Origin of the sequence: Amycolatopsis sp. NPDC004169 (genome assembly GCF_040610315.1) — a bacterium.
GTDB lineage: Bacteria > Actinomycetota > Actinomycetes > Mycobacteriales > Pseudonocardiaceae > Amycolatopsis.
Genome location: NZ_JBEXMD010000027.1, coordinates 113,856 through 135,768 on the forward strand (window position 1 = coordinate 113,856; position 21,913 = coordinate 135,768).

Below are 21,913 nucleotides of genomic sequence, written 5' to 3' on the forward strand. Positions count from 1 at the left end.
GAGCCTTGGCCGTCGTCCCGACGCCTCGCCGCCGGGCGCCGGGACGACGGCCAAGAAAGGTGGGGACCCGCCCCCGCCGCCGGGCTGAGCGGGTCCCCGGTTCGGGGGGCCTCAGCCGGGTCGGACAGTCCGCTCACGCATTTCGGTCCTCCTCGTCGAGGGTGCGAAGTTCGTCGTGGCGGCGACGGGCTAAACGCTAAGCCACGAGTCGAACACCAGTCAAGAACATGATTGATGTTCATGGATGTGAACGTCAGCTGTGACGACGCTGAGTGCGCTCGTCCCCCTTGCCGGGGGCTAACGAAAGAGCGGGTACTTTCCGGTGTCGGGATTCGGCAAAAAGGGGTACGGAATGTCTGCGGTGACCTATTTCGAGGCAATTGTCGTCGGGGCACTGCAGGGGGTGTCGGAATTGTTTCCGGTGTCCAGTCTCGGCCACAGCATCCTGCTGCCGGCCTGGCTCGGCGGCTCGTGGCAGCGGGACCTGAGCATCGGGAAGGACTCGCCGTACCTCGCGGTGCTGGTGGCGATGCACGTCGCCACCGCGCTCGCGCTGGTCCTGTTCTTCCGCAAGGACTGGGTGCGGATCATCGGCGGCCTGTGGACCTCGATCCGCCACCGCGAAGTGCGCACGCCGGACCAGCGGCTCGCGTGGCTGCTGGTGCTCGCCACCATCCCGGTCGGGCTGGCCGGCCTGCTCTTCGAGGGCCTGCTGCGCGACCACCTCGGCAAGCCGGTGCCGGCGGCGATCTTCCTCGCGCTCAACGGCGGTGTCCTCTACGCGGCCGAGAAGTTCTCCCGGCCGAGCAAGGCCGCTGCGGAAGAGGACACAGTGGACTTTTCGGCCGAAGACACCATGGTGATGCGGGCGATCAGCGTCGAGGAGGCGACCGACGTCCGGCTGGCGAAGCTGCGCGTCGGCGAGGCGGTGCTGATCGGCGCCGCGCAGATCCTCGCGCTGCTGCCGGGCATCAGCCGCTCGGGCATCACGATGGTCGCCGGCCTGCGCCGCGGGCTGGGCCACGAGGACGCGGCGCGGTTCGCGTTCCTGCTCGCCACACCGGTGATCCTCGCCGCGGGCGTGCTGAAGATGCCGACGCTGTTCGCACCCGAAAACCACGCTTCGCTCGGCCCCGCGCTCGTCGGCAGCGTCGTCGCCGGGGTCGCTTCGTACATTTCCGTCCGGTTCCTCACCGGGTACTTCGAGACCCGCACGCTGACCCCGTTCGCCATTTACTGCGTGGTCGCCGGAATCGGCAGCTTGCTCTTCTTCGCGGTCTGACATGCCGCTGACGTTCGACGCTCCGGCGGTCCTCGGCGTGCTCGCCGCGGGCACGCTGTACGTCCTCGGCGCCCGCGGCCGCGGCTGGCCACCGGGCCGCACCACGGCGTTCCTCGCCGGGCTCGCGACCGTCCTGGTGGTCACCTGCTCGCCCCTGGCGGTTTACGACCGGACGTTCTTCTGGGTCCGTGCGGTCCAGACGGTCACGCTGCTGATGATCACGCCGCTGCTGCTGGCGCTGGGCTCGCCCATCCGGCTGCTGCTGGCCGGCTTCCCGCGAGCGGGATGGCTGCGCCGGCACGGCCGCGGTCCGCTGGCCCGCGCGCTGACGTTCCCGCCGGTCGTCACGGTCGTCCTGATCGCCCCGGTGCTCGTGCTCTACCTGACCCCGCTGTACGACCTCACACTGCGCTCGGCCGTCGTCGACGGCCTGGTCCGGCTGGTGCTCCTGCTGGCAGGCTTCACGTACTTCTGGACGCGACTGGGCCTCGACCCGACACCCCGGGAGGACCCGCACCTGGTCTCGGTGTGGATCGCCTTCGCCGAGGTGATCTTCGACGGCGCGCTCGGCCTGGTCCTGTGGCTCGGGCCGCTGCTCGCCCCGGCGCACTACGCGGCCGCGCACCCCGGGTGGGGCCCCGACCCGCGGACCGACCAGATCATCGGCGCGGGCGTGCTGTGGATCGGCGGCGACGTCGCCGGCCTGCCGTTCGTCGTCGCGTTGTTCGTGCGGTGGGCCCGCGACGACGAACGGCGGGCTAAGCAGATCGACGGCCAGCTGGACGAGGCGCCGCCGACCGGCCTGTGGTGGGAGAACGACCCGGCGCTCGCGGAACGGTTCAAGCGCCGGTGACGCGCTCAGTCGTGGAACGCGTGCTCCGGCGCCGGGAACTCCCCGCGCCGGACGTCCTCGGCGAACGCCGTGGCCGCGTCCTGCAGCACCGTGGCGACGTCGGCGTAGCGCTTGACGAACCGCGGCGCCTTGCCCCGCCGCAGCCCGGCCATGTCCTGCCAGACGAGCACCTGCGCGTCGCAGTCCGGGCCGGCGCCGATGCCGACCGTCGGGATCTTCAGCTCCGCCGTGACGCGCTTGGCGGCCTCGGCGGGCACCATCTCCATCACCACCGCGAACGCCCCGGCCTCCTGCAGCGCCAGCGCGTCGGCGAGCAGCACGTCCGCCGCTTCGCCGCGCCCCTGCACCCGGTAGCCGCCGAGGTTGTGTTCACTCTGCGGGGTGAAGCCGATGTGGCCCATCACCGGCACGCCGGCCGAGGTCAGCGCCTCGACGTGCGCGGCGAACCGCCGTCCGCCTTCGAGCTTGACGGCGTGCGCGCGGCCCTCTTTCATGAACCGCACCGAGGTTTCCAGCGCCTGCTGCGGCGAGAGCTGGTAGGAGCCGAACGGCAGGTCGGCGACCACGAGGGCCCGCTTGACCGACCGGGTGACCGCCCGGACCAGCGGCAGCAGCTCGTCGACCGTCACCGGCAGCGAGGTGTCGTAGCCGAAGACGTTGTTGGCCGCGGAGTCGCCGACGAGCAGCACGGGGATCCCGGCCTCGTCGAACAGCGCGGCGGTGTACATGTCGTAGGCGGTGAGCATGGGCCACGGTTCGCCGCGTTCCTTGAGCTCACGCAGGTGGTGGACGCGGACCTTCCGGCCCGGCGCCGGCTTGGCGGCGGGTCCGGTGCCGTAGGGGGCGGGTTCTTCGGCGCTGGCAGACATCGTCGTCGACCGTCCTTCCCTCGAGGCCTCGGTGAGGTCCCCGGGTCGTGGAGCAGAGGCGTCTCACAGAGTGACACGGCCCGGTACCGGTCCCAACCGCCTGCGACCAGCTTCACACCCCCGAGGACGACGGCCCGTCAGCCTTCAGGTTGATGTCCGGGGACAACCAAGGCGGGTTCACTTACGTCAAGAAGAGGGCATGACCACCGATCGGCCGTGAAAGGCGACGAAACCACCCATGGGAAACCTCGCGAGCTCGCGCCGTCGCCTCCCCGCCTGGAAGGCGAAGGCGGGCGGCATCGTCGCGACCGTGGTCCAGCTGGCCGCGGTGTTCTCGGTGATCCTGCTGCTGACCGGCGGCGCGCACGGCCGCCTGCTCAACGGCATCGACATGGCCTTCTCCGGACTGAGCGTGCCGACCAGCGAGAGCCTGGTCATGGTGCTGCTGCTGGTCGTGCTCGGGGGCGCCCTGCGCCGCCGCAAGAAGGCCGCGCTGTACACGCTGGTGCTGTTCCAGGTCGGCGGCCTGCTGCTCACCCTGGGGCTGCAGGCGACGCTGCTGTGGTCACCCGAACTGCTGACGCTCGGTCCCAAGCAGGTCCGGCACATCCCCGCCCAGCTGTGGGTGCTGACCCTCGCCGACGTCGTTTCGATCGGCCTGATCGTGTTGCTGCTCGCGCTGCGCCCGGCGTTCCCGGCCCGGCTCGCGCCGAGCGCCTGGCGTGACGGCCTGAGCATGCTCTTCGGCGGTTTCGCCGTGGTCATCCTGGTCGGCTGGGGGCTCGCCGAGGCGTTCCCCGGCCACCTGGGCGACACGTGGGAGCGCTTCGCCTGGGTCGTCAACCACGCCACCGGTGAGAACCTGCAGCTGCGCCGGATCGGCGTCGGCGAGGGCCCCGGCTGGCTGGACCTCTTCCTCGACCTCAGCGCGACCGCGGTCGCCACCGCGGCGCTGTACCTGCTCTTCCGCGGGGTGCGCAGCCGTGCCCTGCGCACCGACGAAGACGAGCTCCGCCTGCGCCGGCTGCTCGCCGAGCACGGCGAGGACGACTCCCTCGGCTACTTCGCCACCCGGCGCGACAAGAGCGTCGTCTTCGCGCCGAACGGCCGCGCGGCGGTCACCTACCGCGTCCTCGGCGGCACCAGCGTCGCCAGCGCCGACCCGGTCGGCGACCCGGAGGCCTGGCCCGACGCGGTCCGCGCGTGGCTCGACGAGACGCGCACGTACGGCTGGACCCCGGGCGTGCTCGGGGCGAGCGAGCGCGGCGCGAAGGCGTACACCGGGGCGGGCCTGCGCGCGCTGGAGATCGGCGACGAAGCCGTGCTCGACGTCCGCGAGTTCAGCCTGGCCGGGCCGGAGCGGCGGTCGGTGCGCCAGGCCGTCAAGCGCATCCAGCGGGCCGGGTACACCTCGCGCGTGCGCCGCCACGGCGAGATCCCCGACGCCGAGATGACCGAACTGCTCTGGCGGGCCCAGGCCTGGCGCGGCGCGGAGACCGAGCGCGGCTTCTCGATGGCGCTGGGCCGCCTCGGCGACGCCAGTGACGGCCGCAGCGTGATGGTCGAGGCCTACGACGCCCACGGCGACCTGCGCGGGCTGCTGTCCTTCGTCCCGTGGGGCCGCCGCGGGCTCTCGCTGGACCTCATGCGCCGCGACCGCGACGCCGAGAACGGCCTCAACGAGTACATGATCGCCGAGACCGTCGCGGCCGCGCAGCACCTCGGCGCGCAGCGGATTTCGCTCAACTTCGCGATGTTCCGCGCGGTGTTCTCCGAGGGCGAGCGGATCGGCGCGGGCCCGGTGCTGCGGGCCTGGCGCGGGATCCTGAGCGTGTTCTCCCGGTTCTTCCAGCTGGAGTCGCTGTACCGGTCCAACGCCAAGTACGGGCCGGACTGGGAGCCGCGGTTCCTCTGCTACTCCTCGGCCCGGCGGCTGCCGCGCGTGGGCATCGTGGCGGGCGCGCTCGAAGGGTTCGTCCCGACCGGACGGGCGCGGTCGCTGCGGCTGGAGACGGTCAGCCCGGAGTTCGTCGCCCGGGTCAGGGAGATCGAGGAGTCGGCGGCGGCACCGGCCCCGAAGACCGTGCGGCGGCCCGAGCAGGTCCGCGTCCGCATCGCCAAGCTCGACAAGCTGCGCGAGGCGGGCATCGACCCGTACCCGGTCGGGTTCCGGCGCGAGGACCACATCGGCGACGTCGTCCGGAAGTTCGCCGGCCTGGCCCCGGACACCACCACCGGGCACCGGGTCCGGATCGCCGGGCGGGTGCTGAACCTGCGCATCCTCGGTGGCCTGTGCTTCGCCCGGGTCAAGGACTTCAGCGGCGAGATCCAGCTGATGCTGGAGGCGGGCGAGCTGGACCTCGACCGCTGGCGCACCGGCGTCGACCTCGGCGACCACGTCGGCGTCGCCGGCCAGGTCGTGACGTCCAAGCGGGGCGAGCTCTCGGTGCTCGTCGACGAGTGGACGGTCACCGCGAAGTGCCTGCACCCGTTGCCGGACAAGCGGAAGGGCCTCACCGACCCGGAGACGCGGGTCCGCCAGCGCTACCTCGACCTGGCGGTCAACCCGGACTCGACGAACATGCTGCGGCTGCGCTCGACCGTCGTCCGCGCGGTGCGCGAACGCCTGCACCACGCCGACTACCTCGAAGTCGAGACGCCGATGCTGCAGACGGTCCACGGCGGTGCCAACGCCCGGCCGTTCGTCACCCACATCAACGCCTACGACATGCGGATGTACCTGCGCATCGCGCCCGAGCTGTACCTCAAGCGGCTGTGCGTGGCGGGCGTCGAGCGCGTCTTCGAGCTCAACCGCAACTTCCGCAACGAAGGCGTCGACGCCACGCACAACCCCGAGTTCACGATGCTCGAGGCGTACCAGGCGTACGCGGACTACGACACGATGCGGACGCTGACCCGCGAGCTCGTGCAGCACGCGGCCGAAGCGGCGTACGGCGCCCAGGTCGTGCGGCGGCCGGACGCGGACGGGCGGGTCGTCGAGCACGACATCTCCGGCGACTGGCCGGTCGTCCCGGTGCACGAAGCCGTGTCGGCGGTCTTCGGCGAACAGATCGACTCGGGGACGCCGGTGGCCGACCTGCGCCGCCTGTGCGTGGCCGCCGGCGTGCCGGTGGGGGAGGACCCGAGCCACGGCGACCTGGTGCTCAAGGCCTTCGAGCACCTCGTCGAGGGCGCGACCGTACTGCCGACCTTCTACACCGACTACCCGACCGACGTCTCGCCGCTGACCCGCCAGCACCGGGCGGACCCGCGGCTGGCCGAGCGCTGGGACCTGATCGCGTTCGGTTCCGAGGTCGGCACGGCCTACACGGAGCTGACCGACCCGATCGAGCAGCGCCGACGGCTCGAGGCGCAGTCGCTGCGCGCGGCCAGCGGCGACGTCGAAGCGATGGAACTGGACGAGGACTTCCTGCTCGCCCTGGAGCACGGCATGCCGCCGACCGGCGGGCTCGGGCTCGGCGTCGACCGGCTGCTGATGATGCTGACCGGCGCGTCGATCCGCCAGACGGTCCTGTTCCCCTTCGTCCGGCCACAGGCGTAACGACTAGGTGGACCTGGTCACCGCGACGGGCCTGGACGCGGCTCGTCGCTTACGCTCTGCCTCGTGCGCACGGCTCGGATCGCCTCGGCCCTCCTGATGGGACTGGCCGTCCTCGGGTATTCGGGCTGGCTGCTGGAGTTCTTCCTGCCCACCGGCGTCTCCCCGGTGCGGGACCCGGTCGAGGCGCTGCTGGTGACCGGGCCGCCGGTGTTCCGCGTCCTGCTCGCCGTCTCCGGGGTCGCGTTCGTGCTCGCCGGGCCACCGCTGCACCGGCTCGGGCCGGTCCAGTGGTCGGCGCGGCTCAGCTCGATCTCGGTGAGCGCGTTCGGCGTGCTCGTGCTGGTGCAGGCCGCCTACCCCGAGCGCAGCGACGTGCTGTCGCCGCTGCTCAGCGTCGTCCTGCTGGCCGGGGTGATCAGCCTGATCCTGTGGTGGCCGCCGGGCTGGCGCGCGCTCGCGGTCACCGGGCTGATCCTGGTGCTGGCGACCTGGCTGGCCGTGGTGCTCGCCCGGCAGTTCGACACCTGCGAAGGTGTCTTCACGCGGCTCCAGCTGCTGGTCCGCGCGGCCCTGTACGGCACCGGCGGGGTGTACGCCTTCGTCAAGCCGGCCCCGCGGCACGCACACCGGTAGCGGCATCCGCCCGAAATTGTCGGTGGTGGGTGGCACGATCGCCGCAAGTGATTCCGAGCGGAAGGATCGACATGGCTGGGAACGTGCGCCCGGTGGCCGACGAGCGTGACGGGCTGCTGAGCTTCCTGGAGCAACAGCGGTACGTCCTCAAACTGGCGGCCCACGGGCTGACCGACGAGCAGGCGAGGCTCGCCTCGACGAAGAGCACGCTGTCGGTGGGCGGGCTGATCAAGCACGTCGCGAGCACCGAGTACGGCTGGATGGACACGGTGCTGCAGGTGCCGCAGAAGCCGTTCGCGGAGGCGATGGCGGAGTACGAGGACGCCCACCGCCTGCGCGAGGACGAGACCCTGGCGGGCGTGCTGGCCCGCTACGACGAGGTGGCCGCGCGCACGGCCGAGGTGATCGCGGGCATCGACGACCTCGGCAAGCCGGTCCCGGTGCCGAAGGGCGTCCCGTGGTTCCCGCAGGACGTCGAGGCGTGGTCGGTCCGCTGGGTCCTGCTCCACCTGATCCAGGAGACGGCCCGCCACGCGGGCCACGCGGACATCATCCGCGAGCACATCGACGGCGGCACGGCCTTCCCCCTGATGGCCGCGGCCGAGGGCTGGCCCGAGTCCCCCTGGATCAAGCCCTGGACCCCCCAGTCCCAACCCGCCTGACCCCACCCGACCCTCCAGGCACGCGAGTCGTCCATCCAGGTACGCGAGTCGACCCTTCAGGTACGCGAGTCGACCCCTCAATCACGCGAGTCGACCCTTCAATCACGCGTGATGCCCCGCCAATCACGCGTGATGCCTGCCCAGTCACGCGTGATGCCCCGCCGAGCACAGCGAAGGAGGTCTAAAACAGCGTCGGCTCGTCCGCCAGCGCGCCCTCGATCACGAGCATCCGGCGTTTCGTCCCGACACCGCCGCGCGCCGAGAACCCGCCGTCCTTGCCGCCGGCCGCCAGAACCCGGTGGCAGGGAACGATGATCGGGAACGGGTTGTGCCCCATCGCCTGCCCGACGGCCTGGGCCGAGCCCGGCTGCCCGAGCCGGTGGGCGATGTCGCCGTAGGTCAGGGTCTTGCCCGGCGGGATCGTCCTGGCCACTTCGTACGCGCGCCGGTTGAACTCCGGCACGCCCGAGAAGTCCAGCGGCACCGAAGCCAGGTCCTGACGCGTCCCGCCCAGCAACGCCACGATCCCGGCCACGGCCTCCCGCACCGGCGCCGGCGGCGTCCCCTCGACGGCGTCCGGGAACCGCCGGAGCAGCCACGCCCGGGTCCGCTCCCGGCTGCCCTCGGGCAGCGACGTCCCGATCACGACGTCGCCGCGCCAGGCGAGCCCGCACGCGCCGATCGCCGTCTCGAACACCGTGAACCCCGTCGTCATGGCGTCCAGCCTACGACCGAAGAGGGGTACCGCCCCGCCGCGAATGATCGCTAAGTTCGGTTTGGGCGATTTCGAGGAGGACACGCGTGCGGCGAATCATCCTGGCCACGGTGCTGCTGTTGGGCCTGCTCGCGACGCCGGCGGCCGCCGACCCGCTGGTCATGCCGCACGTCGTCGTCGCGCACCACACGGGCTGGGCCGAATTCGCCGTCCGGAAAGCCGGTGGCACGGTCGTCGCGAGCTACCCGCAGATCGGCGTCGTCGTCGCGTACACCGCGAAGGACGACTTCGCCGCGAAGCTCCGGAAAACGCCGGGCATCGACGCCGTCGGCGCGACGCGCACCGCGAAGATCCCGAGAGAGTTCTTCGCACCCCGCAAGGACCTTCGCTACACCGGGCCTAATTCGCCGAACTCCGGGCAGGTCCCGCCGGAGGGCACGGCGTGGGACGTCCCGGCGCTGCACCTGCCCGAAGCGCACCAGATCACCGACGGCAGCCGGCGCACGGTCGTCGGTGTCCTCGACGTCGGCGTCGACGACACCCACCCGGAGCTGAAACCGGCGTTCGACCGGGCGAACTCCGTCTCCTGCCTGTCCGGTTGGCCCGACCGCGGCCCCGGCGCCTGGCGGCCGACGCTCGACGGCCACGGAACGCACGTCGCGGGCACGATCGCCGCGGCCCGCAACGGATCCGGCGTCGTCGGCGTCGCCCCCGGCGTCAAGATCGCCGCGGTCAAGCTCGCCGAACTCGACGACACCGAGACGGCCGAGAGCATGGTCTGCGGGTTCGTCTGGGCCGCCGAGCACGGCTTCGCGGTGGCGAGCAACAGCTATCGCTCGATCCCGTGGCGCTACAACTGCGACGACCAGCCGGACCAGGCCGCGGCGAAGCTCGCCGTCGGCCGGGCGGTCGCGTACGCCCAGCGCCGGAACGTCCTCGTCGTCGCCTCCGCCGGCAACGCCGGGATCAACCTCGACACCCGCTCGGTGGACAAGGAAAGCCCGGCCGACAGCACGCCGGTGGAACGCCGGATCGACCCGACCTGCACCCGGCTGCCGCACGAGCTGCCCGGCGTCGTCGGCACCGGCGCACTCGACGAAAAGCTCGTCAAGGCGAGCTTCTCCAACTACTCGGCGTCCCGGATCAGCCTCGCCGCGCCCGGCGCGCGCGTCTGGTCGACCTGGCCGAACGGCGAATACCGGTCCGCGAGCGGAACGTCGATGGCCGCCCCGCACGTCAGCGGCGTCGCCGCCCTGATCGCGAGCGAGCACCCGCACTGGAGCGCCGAGCGCATCAAACGCGCCCTCTTCGCCACGGCGACGCCGCTACCCTGCCCGGACCCGACCTGCGCACCCACCCAGCAAGGGACCACCTACTACGGCCACGGCGTGGTCGATGCGGCGCGGGCCGTCGGCGCGGGATGATGGGACCGTGCTCGATCACCTCGTCTACGCCGGCCCGGACCTCGCCGACGCCGTCGCCCGGGTCGCCGCCCTCACCGGCGTCACGCCCGCGCCCGGCGGCCGCCACGTCGGCGTCGGCACCGCCAACCACCTCGCCGACCTCGGCGCGGGCATGTACCTGGAGGTCATCGGCCCGGACCCGGAGCAACCGGACCCGGAAGGGCCCCGGCCGTTCGGCATCGACGAGCTGACCGAGCCCGCGCTGGTCGCCTGGGCCGTCCGCACGACGGACATCGACTCGACGATCGCGAAGGCCCGCGCCCACGGCTTCGACCCGGGCGACGCGACGGAGATGTCCCGCGAAACCGGCGACGGCGAAACGCTGCACTGGCGCCTGACCCCGCCGAGCGCCCCGGGCACCCTGCGCCCGTTCCTCATCGACTGGGGCAGCACCCCGCACCCGACCACGCGCGGCCTGCCGAAGATCCCGCTCCTGATGGTGACGGCCGCCCACCCCGACCCGGCATCCGTCCACACGGCGACGGACGCGCTCGGCCTGGAGTTCCTGGTGCGCCGCGCGGAGAAAGCCGGCCTGACGGCGGCCCTCCGTACTCCGGACGGCCGCCAGGTCGCGTTGAGCTAGGCCTTGCCCTCGCGCCACAGGTTGGTCATCGGCAGCCGCCGGTCGCGGCCGAACGCCTTGAACGTGATCTTCGTGCCCGGCGGGTACTGGCGCCGCTTGTACTCGGCCTTGTCGACCATCCGCACCACGCGGTCGATGGTCTCCGGGTCGAAGCCCGCGGACACCAGGTCCGCGTACCCGCGGTCGCCCTCGACGTAGTCGTCGAGGATGTCGTCCAGCAGCGCGTAGTCCGGCAGCGAGTCGGTGTCCACCTGGCCCGGCCGCAGCTCGGCCGACGGCGGCTTGGTGATCGAGTTCTCCGGGATCGGCGGGGTCTCGCCGTTCTTCACCGCTTCGGCGTTGCGCCACCGCGCCAGCTGCCACACGTGCGTCTTGAACACGTCCTTGATCGGGGCGAACGCGCCGACCGCGTCGCCGTAGATCGTCGAGTACCCGACGGCGAGCTCGGTCTTGTTGCCGGTGGCCAGCACCAGGTGACCGTCCAAGTTGGACAGTGCCATGAGCAGCATGCCCCGCGTGCGCGCCTGGATGTTCTCCTCGGCCAGGCCGGTCAGGGACAGCTGGTCGACGTACACCCGGACCATGTCCTCGACCGGCTCGACGCGGTAGTGCGCACCGATCCGCTCCGCCAGGTCGGCGGCGTCGTCCTTCGAGTGCCCCGACGAGTACTTCGACGGCATCGAGACGCCGTAGACGTTGTCGCCGCCCAGCGCGTCCGCGGCCAGCGCCGCGCAGACCGCCGAGTCGATGCCGCCGGAGAACCCGAACGTCACCGACGAGAACCCGTTCTTGTGCACGTAGTCCCGCAGCCCCACGACGAGCGCGTGCCACACCTCGGCCTCGTCGGACAGCGGCTCGCTGATCACCGGCTCGGCGGACGCCGGGTACGCCGGCAGCGGGTCCGCGCTCAGCACCCGGCGCCGGACGTGCAGGCCCTCGAGCTCGCCGTCGGCCGCGTGCCCGCCCGCAACCAGGTCCATGTCCAGCACGGACAGGTGTTCGACGAACTGCGGCGCACGGGCCAGCAGCGTGCCGTCCGCGCCGACGACGAGCGAGTCGCCGTCGAAGACGAGGTCGTCCTGGCCGCCGATCTGGTTGGTGTAGACCAGCGGCGCGCCCGCTTCGGCCGCGCGCCGGGCGATCAGCGGCAGCCGCTGCTCGTCCTTCGACCGCTCGTACGGCGACGCGTTCGGCGCCACCACGAGGTCGACGCCGGCCCGGCCCAGCGCCGAGATCGGCCCGCCGTCCTGCCAGAGGTCCTCGCAGATGACCATGCCGATGTCGAGCCCGTGGAACCGGACGACGTCGAGCGTGGTGCCCGGCTTGAACCAGCGGTGCTCGTCGAAGACGCCGTAGTTGGGCAGGTGGTGCTTGAACTGCCGGGCGACGACCTCGCCGCGGTAGAGCGCCGCGGCGGCGTCACGCGGGCCGACCTCGTCGAGGTCGAGGTAGCCGATGTAGGTGAGCACTTCGCCGCAGCCGGCTTCGTCGAGCCGGCGCGCCAGCGCCTCGACGCCCTGCCGCGAGGCGGCGGCGAAGGTCTTGCGCAGCGAGAGGTCCTCGATCGGGTAGCCGGTCAGGGACATCTCGGGGAAGACGACGACGTGCGCGCCGGCTTCGGCGGCCCGCCGCGTCCACTCGACGTGCAGCTCGGCGTTGCCGTCGAGGTCGCCGACGGTGGGGTTGACCTGGGCGAGCGCGATGCGCAGTTGCGGCATGCCGCCATTCTGTCCCACCGTCACCCGGAAGGCCGAGCGAATGTGGGGGAAATCGAAAGGCCCCCGCCCGGCGAACCGGACGGGGGCCTCCCGGGAACGGGAGCTACTTCCGCTTGATCATGCTGCGGACCTTCTTGATGGTCTGCTCGAAGTCCGAATCGAACGGGTTGTCGTGCACCAGGTAGGTCCACGTCGTGTTCGCGCGCCGGACGCCGGCGTCGCCGAGGTCGATGCCCTCGTCGGTCAGCTCGGCCTCTTCGAGGGTCTTCGCCGCCCGGGAGTCGGCCTCGCCGATGATCTTGTGGAACTCCGGGATCGCCGCGCGGTGGAACTCGTCCAGCGGCGTCTCCCGGGCCAGGGCGCGCAGGTGGATGCTCTCCCGGACGTCGGTCAGGTACGCCAGGTGGTCCGACCACAGCTGGTCGATGTGGAACAGCAGCACCTCGCGGCACACCTGCTCCAGTTTGTCCCGGTCGTCGAGCTTCGCCTCGAGCTCGCTGAACTTCTCCGGGTGCGCCTTCTCCAGCACCTCCGCCGCGTACGCGGTGCGAAGCACCTTGTCGCGGTGCACCAGCAGGTCACGCCGCTGCCGCTCGATCAGCCGCGTGTAGCGCCAGGTGTTGCGGTGGATCTCCAGGTCGACACCTTCGGCGACGCGCTGGGCGTGGTTGAGCTGCCGCAGGGCCGCCGGGTCCTTGATCTCGCCGGTCTCCTCGTCGTCGACGATGCCCTCGGGGATGTCCGGCGCGTTCGACAGCACGAGTTCGTCGTTCAGGCTCGCGAAGAAGATCGCGCTGCCGGGGTCGCCCTGGCGGCCGGAGCGGCCGCGCAGCTGGCCGTCGAGCCGGCTCGACGGGTACCGCGCGGTGCCGATGACGTGCAGCCCGCCGAGCTCGACGACCTCGTCGCGGGTGGCGCCGTCGGTGCCGCCCAGCCGGATGTCGGTACCGCGGCCTGCCATCTGGGTGGACACGGTGACCGCGCCCTTCTTGCCGGCCTCGGCGATGATCGCGGCCTCTTCGGCGTCGTTGCGCGCGTTGAGCACGACGCACTCGAGGTCGACCTTCGCCAGCTTCTCGGCCAGCTCTTCGGACTCGGCGACGTCCTGGGTGCCGACGAGGATCGGCCGCCCGGTCTCGTGCACCGTGCGGATCTCCTCCTCGATCGCCCGCAGCTTCTGCGACGGCGAAGCGAAGACCCGGTCTTCGAGGTCCTCGCGGATGTTCGGGGTGTTCGGCGGGATGACCGCGACCTCGAGCTCGTAGAACTCCCGCAGCTGCTCGGCGACGGCGACCGCGGTACCGGTCATGCCTGCGACCTCCGGGTACCGCGCGAGCAGCGCCTGGACGGTGATCGAGTCCAGGATTTCGCCGCGGTCGGTCGCGGTGACCTGCTCCTTCGCCTCGACGGCGGCCTGGAGGCCGTCCGGCCAGCGCTGCAGCTCGGCGACGCGGCCGCGGGCGGCGTTGATCAGCTGGACCTTGCCGTCGCGGACCAGGTAGTCGACGTCGCGGGTGAGCAGCGCGTGGGCGTGCAGGGCGACGTTCACGGCGGCCAGCCGGTCCGACGCCTGCTCGTTGAACAGGTCGTCGACCTCGAGGCCGAGCGACTTCGCGACGACGGACGAGCCGGCGTCGGTCAGCCAGGCGTTGCGGCCTTCGCTGTCGGTCTCGTAGTGCAGGTTGAGCCGCAGCCGCCGGACGATCTTGGCGACCTCCTCGTCGGCGTCGCTGCGGTCGATCGAGCCGGCCATCACCAGCGGGACGCGGGCCTCGTCGACCAGCACCGAGTCCGCCTCGTCGACGATCGCCACCTCCGGGTCGGGCTGGACGAGGTCGCCGACCGAAGTCACCAGCCGGTCCCGCAGCACGTCGAAGCCGATCTCGGCGACCGCGCCGTACGTGACGTCCTTGGCGTACGCCTCGCGACGCTCTTCGCGCGAGTGCGACGGCTCGACCCAGCCGACCGACACGCCGAGCAGGGCGTACACCGGGCCCATCCACTCCGCGTCGCGGCGGGCGAGGTAGTCGTTGACCGTGACGACGTGAACGCGCTTTCCGCGGATGGCGTACCCGGCCGCGGCCAGCGCACCCGCGAGTGTCTTGCCCTCACCGGTCTCCATCTGCACGACGTGCTTGGTGAGCAGGCCCATCGTGCCCAGCACCTGCACGTCGAACGCGCGCTCGCCCAGCGCCCGCTTGGCGGCCTCGCGGCCCAGCGCGCAGACCTCGATCAGCTGCTCGTCGCCGAACGCGGTGTCCTTCAGCGTCTCGCGGAGCTTGCCCGCCCGCTCGGTCAGCTCCTCGTCGGAGAGCTTTTCGAGCTCGGGTTCGAGCTTCTCGACCGCGGGCAGCAGTGCTTCGTAGCGGGTCAGCTCGACGCTGCCCGGCCGCTGGATGATCCGGCGGAGCTTCTTGCCCACCCGGCTGATCAGTGCTGCCACCCCTGGTCTCCCGTTCTCTCTCGCTCGACCGGCCTCCACCACCCAACGCGGCGGTGGTGCATTCGAGTTCCGCGGCCGGATGGGACGATCCAACCGTGTTCCCTCATCCCAGCGCCAGGTCCCATCGTCGCCGGATCACCGCGATCGCGACGTCCGTGCTGCTCGCGGCCTCGCTGGCCGCGTGCACGTCTTCCGGCAAGACCGAGCCGCCCGCGCCGACCACCGAGTCGCACCCGCCGTCCGGGCCGGTGCCCGCCGGGCTGGAGCGGTTCTACGGCCAGAGCCTGAGCTGGGCCGACTGCGCACCTTACGCGACGTCGGAAGATGCGCGATCGGCGTTCCAGGCGAAAGACGTCCAGTGCGCGCGGCTGACCGTGCCGCTGGACTACGCGAAGCCGGCGGGGGACACGATCACCCTGGGCCTGCTCCGCCGCAAGGCGACCGGCGAGAAGATCGGGTCGCTGGTGGTCAACCCGGGCGGCCCCGGCGCGTCGGGCATGGTCGCCGCCGCGGGGCTGGGCAAGCCGGTGACCAGCACCGGCCTCGGCAAACGCTTCGACCTGGTCGGATTCGACCCGCGGGGGATCGGCGCGAGCCAGCCGGCCATCCACTGCCTGACCGATCGGGAGCGGGACGCCGACCGCGCCGACGACAGCGAGACCGACGGCTCGCCGGCCGGCGTGCTCAAGCAGGAATCGCAGGAAAAGGACTTCGCCGCCAAGTGCGCCCAGCGCACCGACGACGGCACCGGGATGCTCGCCAACGTCGGCACCCGCGACGTCGTGAAGGACCTGGACGTGCTCCGCTCGGTCCTCGGCGACGAAAAGCTCACCTATCTGGGCTACTCCTACGGCACCCGGATCGGGTCGGCCTACGCCGAGGCGTTCCCGAAGAACGTCCGCGCGATGGTCCTCGACGGCGCGGTCGACCCCGAGCAGGACGCCGTCGAGTCGCTGGTCGCCCAGGGCCAGGGCTTCGGCAAGGCGTTCACCGAGTTCGCGAAGTGGTGCAGCGCCCAGCAGGACTGCGCGCTCGGCCCGGACGCCGGTACCGCGGTCACGGCGTTCCAGCAGCTGGTCCGGCCGCTGATCGACTTCCCGGTGCCGGTCGGCGACGGCCGCAAGCTCTCCTACGAGGACGCCACCACCGGCGTCATCCAGGCGCTCTACCAGGAGAGCCTCTGGGACACCCTCAACAGCGGCCTCAACGAGCTGAAGCAGCAGCGCGGCGCGACCCTGGAGAAGCTCGCCGACATCTACAACGAGCGCGATTCGGACGGCAGGTACGGCACCACCCAGGACGCCTTCACGGCGATCCGCTGCGTCGACGACCCGCGCGTCACGGACCCGGCCGTCATCCTCAAGGCGCAGGAGGAGTACGTGAAGGTCGCGCCGTTCCTCGACGACGGCCGCCCGGCGTCGGCAGCTCGTGACGCGTGCGCGTTCTGGCCGGTGCCGAACACGTCCGAGCCGCACGTGCCGAACGTCGAAGGCCTGGCGAAGACGCTGGTCATCTCGACGACCAACGACCCGGCGACGCCGTACCAGGCCGGCGTCAACCTCGCGAAGGGCCTGAAGGGCGCGTTGCTCACCTACGAGGGCACCCAGCACACGGTGTTCCTGCAGGGCGTGAAGTGCGTGGACGAGGCGGGCACGGACTACCTGGTCGACGGCACGGTGCCGCCGGACGGCAAGCGGTGCTCGGGGCAGTAGCTAGGACTGCTGCTCGGTCAGCGACAGCTCGATCATCACCGGGCTGAGGTGGTTGTCCGGCGGCGGGATCTGGACCCAGAGGCGAGCGAAGCGCCGCGGCCCGCCGTCGTCGGCGACCCAGACCTTGACGTTGAGGTCGGCGTCGACGGCGGCGAGCACGCTGTGCGCCACCGCGGCGGGCACCCGCCCGGCAACCCGTAGCGCGGGTGCGCCGTCGACGTTCTCGCGGCCCTCGGTCTTGGCGTCGGTCACGCCGTCGAGCAGCCGCTTCAGCCCGCCTTGCGGGCCGAGGAACGCGGTGACGGGGTACGGCGGCTCCTGGCTGTCGTGCACGTCGAACGGGAACTTGGTGTGCCCGTCCCCGTCCTGGACGTCAGCGGTGCCGGTGGCGTGGCCGCCGTCGGCCAGGGTCGCGTCGCCCTCGATCTGGCGGAGCGGGAAGCCCGGCAGCACGCCGTTGACACCGGCGGCGAAGTGCACGCCCCGCACCGCGGCGAACGACGTCGCGGCCTCGCGGACGAGGTCGGCGCCCGCCGGGAACGGCCCGCGCGTGTCGGGTGACCCGGTGCAGCCGGCCGTCAGCAAGACCACGAGCAAGAGGGCGAGGCGGCGCATCCCCGAAGAGTACTGATGGCCTGAATCTTGCGCATGATGTCCTTCCGGCCACTTCCGCCGTCACGCGCGCGCGGTGAGACTGCCTGGGTGACCGTTGAGACCCGTCCTGCCCCGAAGCTGCACCGCGCGTGGCTGATCGCCGGCGCCGCCTTCGTCGCGCTGCTCGCCTCCGCCGGCTTCCGCGCCGCCCCCGGCGTCCTGATCGACCCGCTGCACGAAGAGTTCGGCTGGTCCCGTACCACCATCAGCTCGGCCGTCTCGGTGAACCTCGTGCTCTTCGGCCTCTTCGCGCCCTTCGCGGCCGCGTTGATGGAGCGGTTCGGCATCCGGCGCGTCTCGGCGACGGCGCTGACCGTCATCGCCCTCGGCGCGGGGGGCACGGTGTTCATGACCGCGAGCTGGCAGCTCGTGCTCTGCTGGGGCGTGCTGGTCGGGCTGGGCACCGGCTCGATGGCCATGGGTTTCGCCGCGATGGTGGCGACGCGGTGGTTCGTGCAGCGCCGCGGCGTCGTCACCGGTGTCCTGACCGCCGCGGGCGCCACCGGCCAGCTGATCTTCCTGCCGCTCATCGCCAACCTGGCCGTGACGTCGGGGTGGCGGACGGCGTCGCTGGTCATCGCGATCGCCGCGCTCGCCGTCGTCCCGGTCGTGCTGCTGGTGATCCGCGACCACCCCGCCGACGTCGGCACCACGGCCTACGGCGCGCCCGCCGGCACCGAGGTCGCGCGGCCGGCGCCGAAGAGCGGCTCGGTCCGCCGCGCCCTGTCCGTGCTGGGCCAGGCCGCCCGCACCCGCACGTTCTGGCTGCTCGCCGTCGGCTTCGCGATCTGCGGCGCGACGACCAACGGCCTGGTCGGCACCCACTTCGTCCCGGCCGCGCACGACCACGGCATGCCGCAGACGACCGCGGCGAGCCTGCTCGCGCTGGTCGGTGTCTTCGACGTCGTCGGCACGATCTTCTCCGGCTGGCTCACCGACCGGATCGACCCGCGGGTCCTGCTCGGCGTCTACTACGCCCTGCGCGGGCTCTCCCTGGCGCTGCTGCCGCAGCTGTTCACCGACAGCGTGCAGCCGAGCATGTGGGCGTTCATCCTGTTCTACGGCCTCGACTGGGTGGCCACGGTCCCGCCGACCGTCGCTCTCTGCGTCCGCGCCTTCGGCGACGCCGGCCCGATCGTGTTCGGCTGGGTCTTCGCCTGCCACCAACTCGGCGCCGCGTTCGCCGCGTCGGCCGCCGGCCTGGTCCGCGACCAGCTCGGGAACTACAACCTGGCCTGGTACTCCGCGGCCGTGCTGGCCGTCATCGCGTCGGTCGCTTCCCTGGCCATCACCCGTGCGAAGAAACCCGTCCCGGTACTCGCAACGTGACTTACGCGGCCACGGCGCGTCGTGAAACATGCCGTTAACACGCTGTGGTTAGGGTGCGGCCATGGATCGCCAGCAGGAATTCGTGCTCCGCACGCTCGAGGAGCGCGACATCCGTTTCGTCCGACTCTGGTTCACCGATGTGCTGGGGTTCCTCAAGTCCGTCGCGGTCGCGCCGGCCGAGCTCGAGGGCGCTTTCAACGACGGGATCGGCTTCGACGGCTCGGCCATCGAGGGCTTCGCGCGCGTCTACGAATCGGACATGGTCGCCAAGCCCGACCCGTCGACGTTCCAGGTCCTCCCCTGGGAGACCCCCGAGGGCGGCCCGTACTCGGCGCGCATGTTCTGCGACATCGCGATGCCCGACGGCTCACCGTCCTGGGCGGACCCGCGGCACGTGCTGCGCCGCCAGCTGTCGAAGGCGGCCGAAGCGGGCTTCACCTGCTACGTCCACCCCGAGATCGAGTTCTTCCTGCTCTCGACCATGCCCGACGACGGCAGCGAGCCGGAGCCCGCGGACAACGGCGGCTACTTCGACCAGGCGAGCCACGCCACCGCGACGCACTTCCGCCGGCACGCCATCGAGACGCTCGAAGCGATGGGCATCTCGGTCGAGTTCAGCCACCACGAAGGGGCACCGGGCCAGCAGGAGATCGACCTCCGCTACGCCGATGCGCTGACGATGGCCGACAACGTGATGACGTTCCGCTACGTCGTCAAGGAGGTCGCGCTGACCCAGGGCGTGCGCGCGACCTTCATGCCGAAGCCGTTCACCGACCAGCCCGGCTCGGGCATGCACACGCACGTCAGCCTGTTCGAGGGCGACCGGAACGCCTTCTACGACGCCGAGGACCCGCACGAGCTGTCGGAGACCGGCAAGGCCTTCGTCGCCGGCGTGCTGCACCACGCCAAGGAGATCTCCGCGGTCACGAACCAGTGGGTCAACTCCTACAAACGCCTGATCAGCGGCAGTGAGGCCCCGACGACCGTCTCGTGGGGCCGCGCGAACCGCTCGGCCCTCGTCCGGGTCCCGATGTATTCACCCGGAAAGGCGTCATCCCGCCGGGTGGAGATCCGTACCCTGGACTCGGCGTGCAACCCGTACCTGGCGTACTCGGTCATCCTGGCCGCCGGGCTGAAGGGGATCGAGAAGGGCTACGAGCTGCCGCCGCCCGCCGAGGACAACATCTGGCAGCTCAGCGACGCCGAGCGGCGCGCCGCCGGGTACTCGCAGCTGCCGCAGAACCTGGGAGAAGCGCTGTCGGAGATGGAGAAGTCCGAACTGCTGCCGGAAGCGCTCGGCGAGCACGTCTACGACTTCTTCCTCCGGAACAAGCGGGTGGAGTGGGACAACTACCGCAGCGCGGTCACCCCGTACGAACTCCGCACCCTCTTGCCGGTGCTCTGATGGGGCGGCGGCCGGTGTTCCTCGCGATCCTGGCCGCCGCACTCGTGCTCGTCCCCGCCGCGCCCGTCGCCGCGGCTCCTCCGCGGTTCGATCTCGACTCCGCCGACATCCCGGCGCTGCAGGCGCGGATGGCGTCGGGCCGGCTCTCCGCCGTGGGCCTGACCAGCACTTACCTCGACCGGATTCACCGGATCGACGGTAAGGTCAACGCGGTCCTGGCCCTCAACCCGGCCGCGCTCGCGCAGGCCGCGGCCAGTGACGCGCGACGTCGCTCGCACCACCTGCGTGGCCCGCTCGACGGCATCCCGGTGCTGGTCAAGGACAACGTCGACACGCGCGACCAGTGGACGACGGCCGGGTCGCGCGCCTTGCGCAGCCACCCGGCCGCGGACGCCACGTTGATCACCCGGCTGCGCGACGCCGGCGCGGTGATCCTCGGCAAGGCGAACCTCTCCGAATGGGCGAACTTCCGCGCCGCGAAGCCGACGTCCGGCTGGTCGGGTGTCGGCGGGCAGACGAACAACCCGTACGTGCTGGACCACAACCCGTGCGGGTCGTCCGCCGGGTCCGCGGCCGCGGTGGCGGCGTCGCTGGCCCAGGTGGCGATCGGCTCCGAGACCGACGGCTCGATCGTGTGCCCCGCAGGCATGACCGCGACGGTCGGCCACAAACCCAGCCTCGGCCTGGTCAGCCGCACCGGCGTGGTGCCGATCTCGGCCGAGCAGGACACCGCGGGCCCGATCGCCCGCAACGTCGTCGACGCGGCTTTGACGCTGTCGGTCCTGCAAGGTCGCGACCCCGCCGATCCGGCGACCGCGGAGTATCCGCGGAACCAGCCCGAGAACTACGCGAAGCTGCTCCGCCCGGGCGCGCTGCGTGGCGCGCGGATCGGCCTGTGGCGCCTGCCGGTGCTCGGCCCGGCGACCGACGCGATCATGACGTCGGCGCGGAACTCGCTGGTCAAGGCGGGTGCGACGGTCGTCGAAGTGGCGTTGCCCTACCAGGACCGGCTGCTCGAGCTGGAGTTCCCGGCCCTGCTGACCGAGTTCCACCGGGACATCGACGCGTACCTGGCGACCCGCCCGTCCGGACCGCGGAACCTGGCCGAGCTGATCGCCTACAACCGCGCCGACCCGCTGGAGCGGACGTGCTTCGCCGGGCAGGAGCTGTTCGAGCAGGCACTGGCCGCGCCGCCGCCGACGGCCCCGGGCTACCTCGCCGGCCGGGCGGAGCTTTCGGACCTCGCCCGCCGGTCGCTGGACGAGACCCTCTCCGCGCACCACCTGGACGCGATCGCGTCGCCGACCAACCCACCGGCGTGGAAGACCGACTGCGCGGTGGGCGACAACGACGTGATCCCGTCGTCGACCCCGGCCGCGGTCGCCGGGTACCCGGACGTCACCGTGCCGGCCGGGTTTGCCGGACCTCTCCCCGTGGGCATCTCGTTCATGGGGGCGAGGTGGTCGGACGCGCGGATGCTGGCGTTGGCGGCGGACTTCTCGCGGGCGGCTCCGGCGCGGGTCCCGCCCCGGTACCTGCCCTCGCTGCCGTCGTAGCCGTGCGTAAGCACTCTGACCTGCGGCGATGCCGTTAAGTGACCCCCCTGTTTTGGCCCGGTTCCGGGGCATGTAATCTTCTCTTCGTCGCCAGGAACACCGGGTCACACCGGGGCCGCAAGCCCCAAGAGACCAGGCCGGGACGAGCGGGTTGACACCGCGGATCGGACCGGGTAATGTTCAGCGTCGGCCCACGAGCGGCCGCCGACCCCCTACGACTAAACCCGTAGGCTGAGGCATGCTCGACCAAAAGCTTGTGAATATCGCTTGGAACAACTGCCGAGGATTTAGCCGCCGATAAGGCGGGTGGATTCAGAGTGTGTTGCTTGAGAACTCAACAGTGTGCTAGTGAACTAAGCCAGTAGAGCTTATATGAAACCCCCTCGTCGGGGTTTCCTTTGAGAGCAATACATTTGCCTCGATTAAACTATTCATTGTTGGAGAGTTTGATCCTGGCTCAGGACGAACGCTGGC

16 protein-coding genes are annotated in these 21,913 nt (G+C 71.4%); 11 read left to right on the forward strand and 5 right to left on the reverse strand.

What is annotated here, in order from left to right; all coding sequences use genetic code 11:
• Positions 1 to 352 precede the first annotated feature (352 nt).
• Both ABZX11_RS31075 and ABZX11_RS31080 read left to right on the forward strand, forming a co-directional pair.
• On the forward strand, positions 353 to 1,282 hold the full coding sequence (locus tag ABZX11_RS31075) for an undecaprenyl-diphosphate phosphatase (protein WP_176172838.1): 930 nt from the start codon (positions 353 to 355) through the stop codon (positions 1,280 to 1,282).
• Between the two features lies 1 nt (position 1,283).
• Positions 1,284 to 2,135: a cytochrome c oxidase assembly protein gene (locus ABZX11_RS31080; RefSeq protein WP_354919567.1), complete on the forward strand. Its 852-nt coding sequence runs from the start codon at positions 1,284 to 1,286 to the stop codon at positions 2,133 to 2,135.
• A 5-nt stretch (positions 2,136 to 2,140) separates the two neighbouring features.
• On the opposite strand, the gene panB is transcribed toward ABZX11_RS31080, so the two are convergent.
• Positions 2,141 to 3,004 carry a 3-methyl-2-oxobutanoate hydroxymethyltransferase gene (panB, locus tag ABZX11_RS31085; RefSeq protein WP_354919570.1) on the reverse strand — a complete coding sequence of 288 codons (864 nt, stop codon included), beginning with the start codon at positions 3,002 to 3,004 and terminating at the stop codon, positions 2,141 to 2,143.
• A 238-nt stretch (positions 3,005 to 3,242) separates the two neighbouring features.
• Here panB and lysX point away from each other — a divergent pair, with 238 nt between their 5' ends.
• The 3 genes from lysX (at position 3,243) to ABZX11_RS31100 (ending at position 7,861) form a co-directional block, all read left to right on the forward strand.
• Positions 3,243 to 6,566, forward strand: a complete 3,324-nt coding sequence (lysX, locus tag ABZX11_RS31090) for a bifunctional lysylphosphatidylglycerol synthetase/lysine--tRNA ligase LysX (protein WP_354919573.1) — start codon at positions 3,243 to 3,245, stop codon at positions 6,564 to 6,566.
• A gap of 63 nt (positions 6,567 to 6,629) precedes the next feature.
• Positions 6,630 to 7,199, forward strand: a complete 570-nt coding sequence (locus ABZX11_RS31095) for a hypothetical protein (RefSeq protein ID WP_354919576.1) — start codon at positions 6,630 to 6,632, stop codon at positions 7,197 to 7,199.
• Between the two features lie 71 nt (positions 7,200 to 7,270).
• On the forward strand, positions 7,271 to 7,861 hold the full coding sequence (locus ABZX11_RS31100) for a DinB family protein (RefSeq protein WP_176172834.1): 591 nt from the start codon (positions 7,271 to 7,273) through the stop codon (positions 7,859 to 7,861).
• A 181-nt stretch (positions 7,862 to 8,042) separates the two neighbouring features.
• Here the strand turns inward: ABZX11_RS31100 and ABZX11_RS31105 are convergent, their stop codons facing one another.
• Positions 8,043 to 8,576, reverse strand: coding sequence for a methylated-DNA--[protein]-cysteine S-methyltransferase (locus ABZX11_RS31105; protein ID WP_354919579.1), 534 nt, complete (start codon positions 8,574 to 8,576; stop codon positions 8,043 to 8,045).
• An 86-nt stretch (positions 8,577 to 8,662) separates the two neighbouring features.
• Here ABZX11_RS31105 and ABZX11_RS31110 point away from each other — a divergent pair, with 86 nt between their 5' ends.
• Positions 8,663 to 10,000, forward strand: a complete 1,338-nt coding sequence (locus tag ABZX11_RS31110) for a S8 family serine peptidase (protein WP_354919582.1) — start codon at positions 8,663 to 8,665, stop codon at positions 9,998 to 10,000.
• A gap of 7 nt (positions 10,001 to 10,007) precedes the next feature.
• A complete protein-coding gene (locus ABZX11_RS31115) occupies positions 10,008 to 10,622 on the forward strand; it encodes a VOC family protein (protein WP_354919585.1) in 615 nt (204 codons plus the stop codon).
• Here ABZX11_RS31115 and ABZX11_RS31120 read toward each other — a convergent pair.
• Both ABZX11_RS31120 and secA2 read right to left on the reverse strand, forming a co-directional pair.
• Entirely contained in the window at positions 10,619 to 12,340 is a 1,722-nt protein-coding gene (locus ABZX11_RS31120) for an NAD+ synthase (protein ID WP_176172831.1), read from the reverse strand. The genes ABZX11_RS31115 and ABZX11_RS31120 overlap by 4 nt on opposite strands.
• A 103-nt stretch (positions 12,341 to 12,443) precedes the next feature.
• Positions 12,444 to 14,783 (reverse strand): accessory Sec system translocase SecA2, encoded by a 2,340-nt coding sequence (gene secA2, locus ABZX11_RS31125; RefSeq protein WP_176172830.1) that lies wholly within the window; start codon positions 14,781 to 14,783, stop codon positions 12,444 to 12,446.
• A gap of 155 nt (positions 14,784 to 14,938) precedes the next feature.
• Here secA2 and ABZX11_RS31130 point away from each other — a divergent pair, with 155 nt between their 5' ends.
• Positions 14,939 to 16,495, forward strand: a complete 1,557-nt coding sequence (locus ABZX11_RS31130; RefSeq protein ID WP_176177927.1) for an alpha/beta hydrolase — start codon at positions 14,939 to 14,941, stop codon at positions 16,493 to 16,495.
• Here ABZX11_RS31130 and ABZX11_RS31135 read toward each other — a convergent pair whose 3' ends face one another.
• Entirely contained in the window at positions 16,496 to 17,110 is a 615-nt protein-coding gene (locus tag ABZX11_RS31135) for an LppX_LprAFG lipoprotein (RefSeq protein ID WP_354919589.1), read from the reverse strand.
• 87 nt (positions 17,111 to 17,197) lie between these two features.
• Here ABZX11_RS31135 and ABZX11_RS31140 point away from each other — a divergent pair, with 87 nt between their 5' ends.
• The 3 genes from ABZX11_RS31140 to ABZX11_RS31150 all read left to right on the forward strand — a co-directional run bounded on the left by ABZX11_RS31140 (position 17,198) and on the right by ABZX11_RS31150 (position 21,439).
• The gene (locus ABZX11_RS31140; RefSeq protein WP_176172828.1) at positions 17,198 to 18,478 is read left to right on the forward strand and encodes an MFS transporter; all 1,281 of its coding nucleotides are present in this window, start codon (positions 17,198 to 17,200) and stop codon (positions 18,476 to 18,478) included.
• A gap of 61 nt (positions 18,479 to 18,539) precedes the next feature.
• A complete protein-coding gene (gene glnA, locus ABZX11_RS31145; RefSeq protein ID WP_176172827.1) occupies positions 18,540 to 19,883 on the forward strand; it encodes a type I glutamate--ammonia ligase in 1,344 nt (447 codons plus the stop codon).
• Positions 19,883 to 21,439, forward strand: a complete 1,557-nt coding sequence (locus ABZX11_RS31150) for an amidase (RefSeq protein ID WP_354919593.1) — start codon at positions 19,883 to 19,885, stop codon at positions 21,437 to 21,439. The genes glnA and ABZX11_RS31150 overlap by 1 nt, the downstream gene beginning before the upstream one ends.
• The last annotated feature ends 474 nt before the right edge of the window (positions 21,440 to 21,913 follow it).

Excerpts from the sequence above, each read along its gene's own strand:
- lysX (WP_354919573.1), top strand. The coding sequence starts at position 3,243 with ATGGGAAACCTCGCGAGCTCGCGCCGTCGCCTCCCCGCCTGGAAGGCG.
- ABZX11_RS31080 (WP_354919567.1), top strand. The coding sequence starts at position 1,284 with ATGCCGCTGACGTTCGACGCTCCGGCGGTCCTCGGCGTGCTCGCCGCG.
- ABZX11_RS31075 (WP_176172838.1), top strand. The coding sequence starts at position 353 with ATGTCTGCGGTGACCTATTTCGAGGCAATTGTCGTCGGGGCACTGCAG.
- ABZX11_RS31135 (WP_354919589.1), bottom strand. The coding sequence starts at position 17,110 with ATGCGCCGCCTCGCCCTCTTGCTCGTGGTCTTGCTGACGGCCGGCTGC.
- ABZX11_RS31120 (WP_176172831.1), bottom strand. The coding sequence starts at position 12,340 with ATGCCGCAACTGCGCATCGCGCTCGCCCAGGTCAACCCCACCGTCGGC.
- panB (WP_354919570.1), bottom strand. The coding sequence starts at position 3,004 with ATGTCTGCCAGCGCCGAAGAACCCGCCCCCTACGGCACCGGACCCGCC.
- glnA (WP_176172827.1), top strand. The coding sequence starts at position 18,540 with ATGGATCGCCAGCAGGAATTCGTGCTCCGCACGCTCGAGGAGCGCGAC.
- ABZX11_RS31105 (WP_354919579.1), bottom strand. The coding sequence starts at position 8,576 with ATGACGACGGGGTTCACGGTGTTCGAGACGGCGATCGGCGCGTGCGGG.
- ABZX11_RS31100 (WP_176172834.1), top strand. The coding sequence starts at position 7,271 with ATGGCTGGGAACGTGCGCCCGGTGGCCGACGAGCGTGACGGGCTGCTG.
- ABZX11_RS31150 (WP_354919593.1), top strand. The coding sequence starts at position 19,883 with ATGGGGCGGCGGCCGGTGTTCCTCGCGATCCTGGCCGCCGCACTCGTG.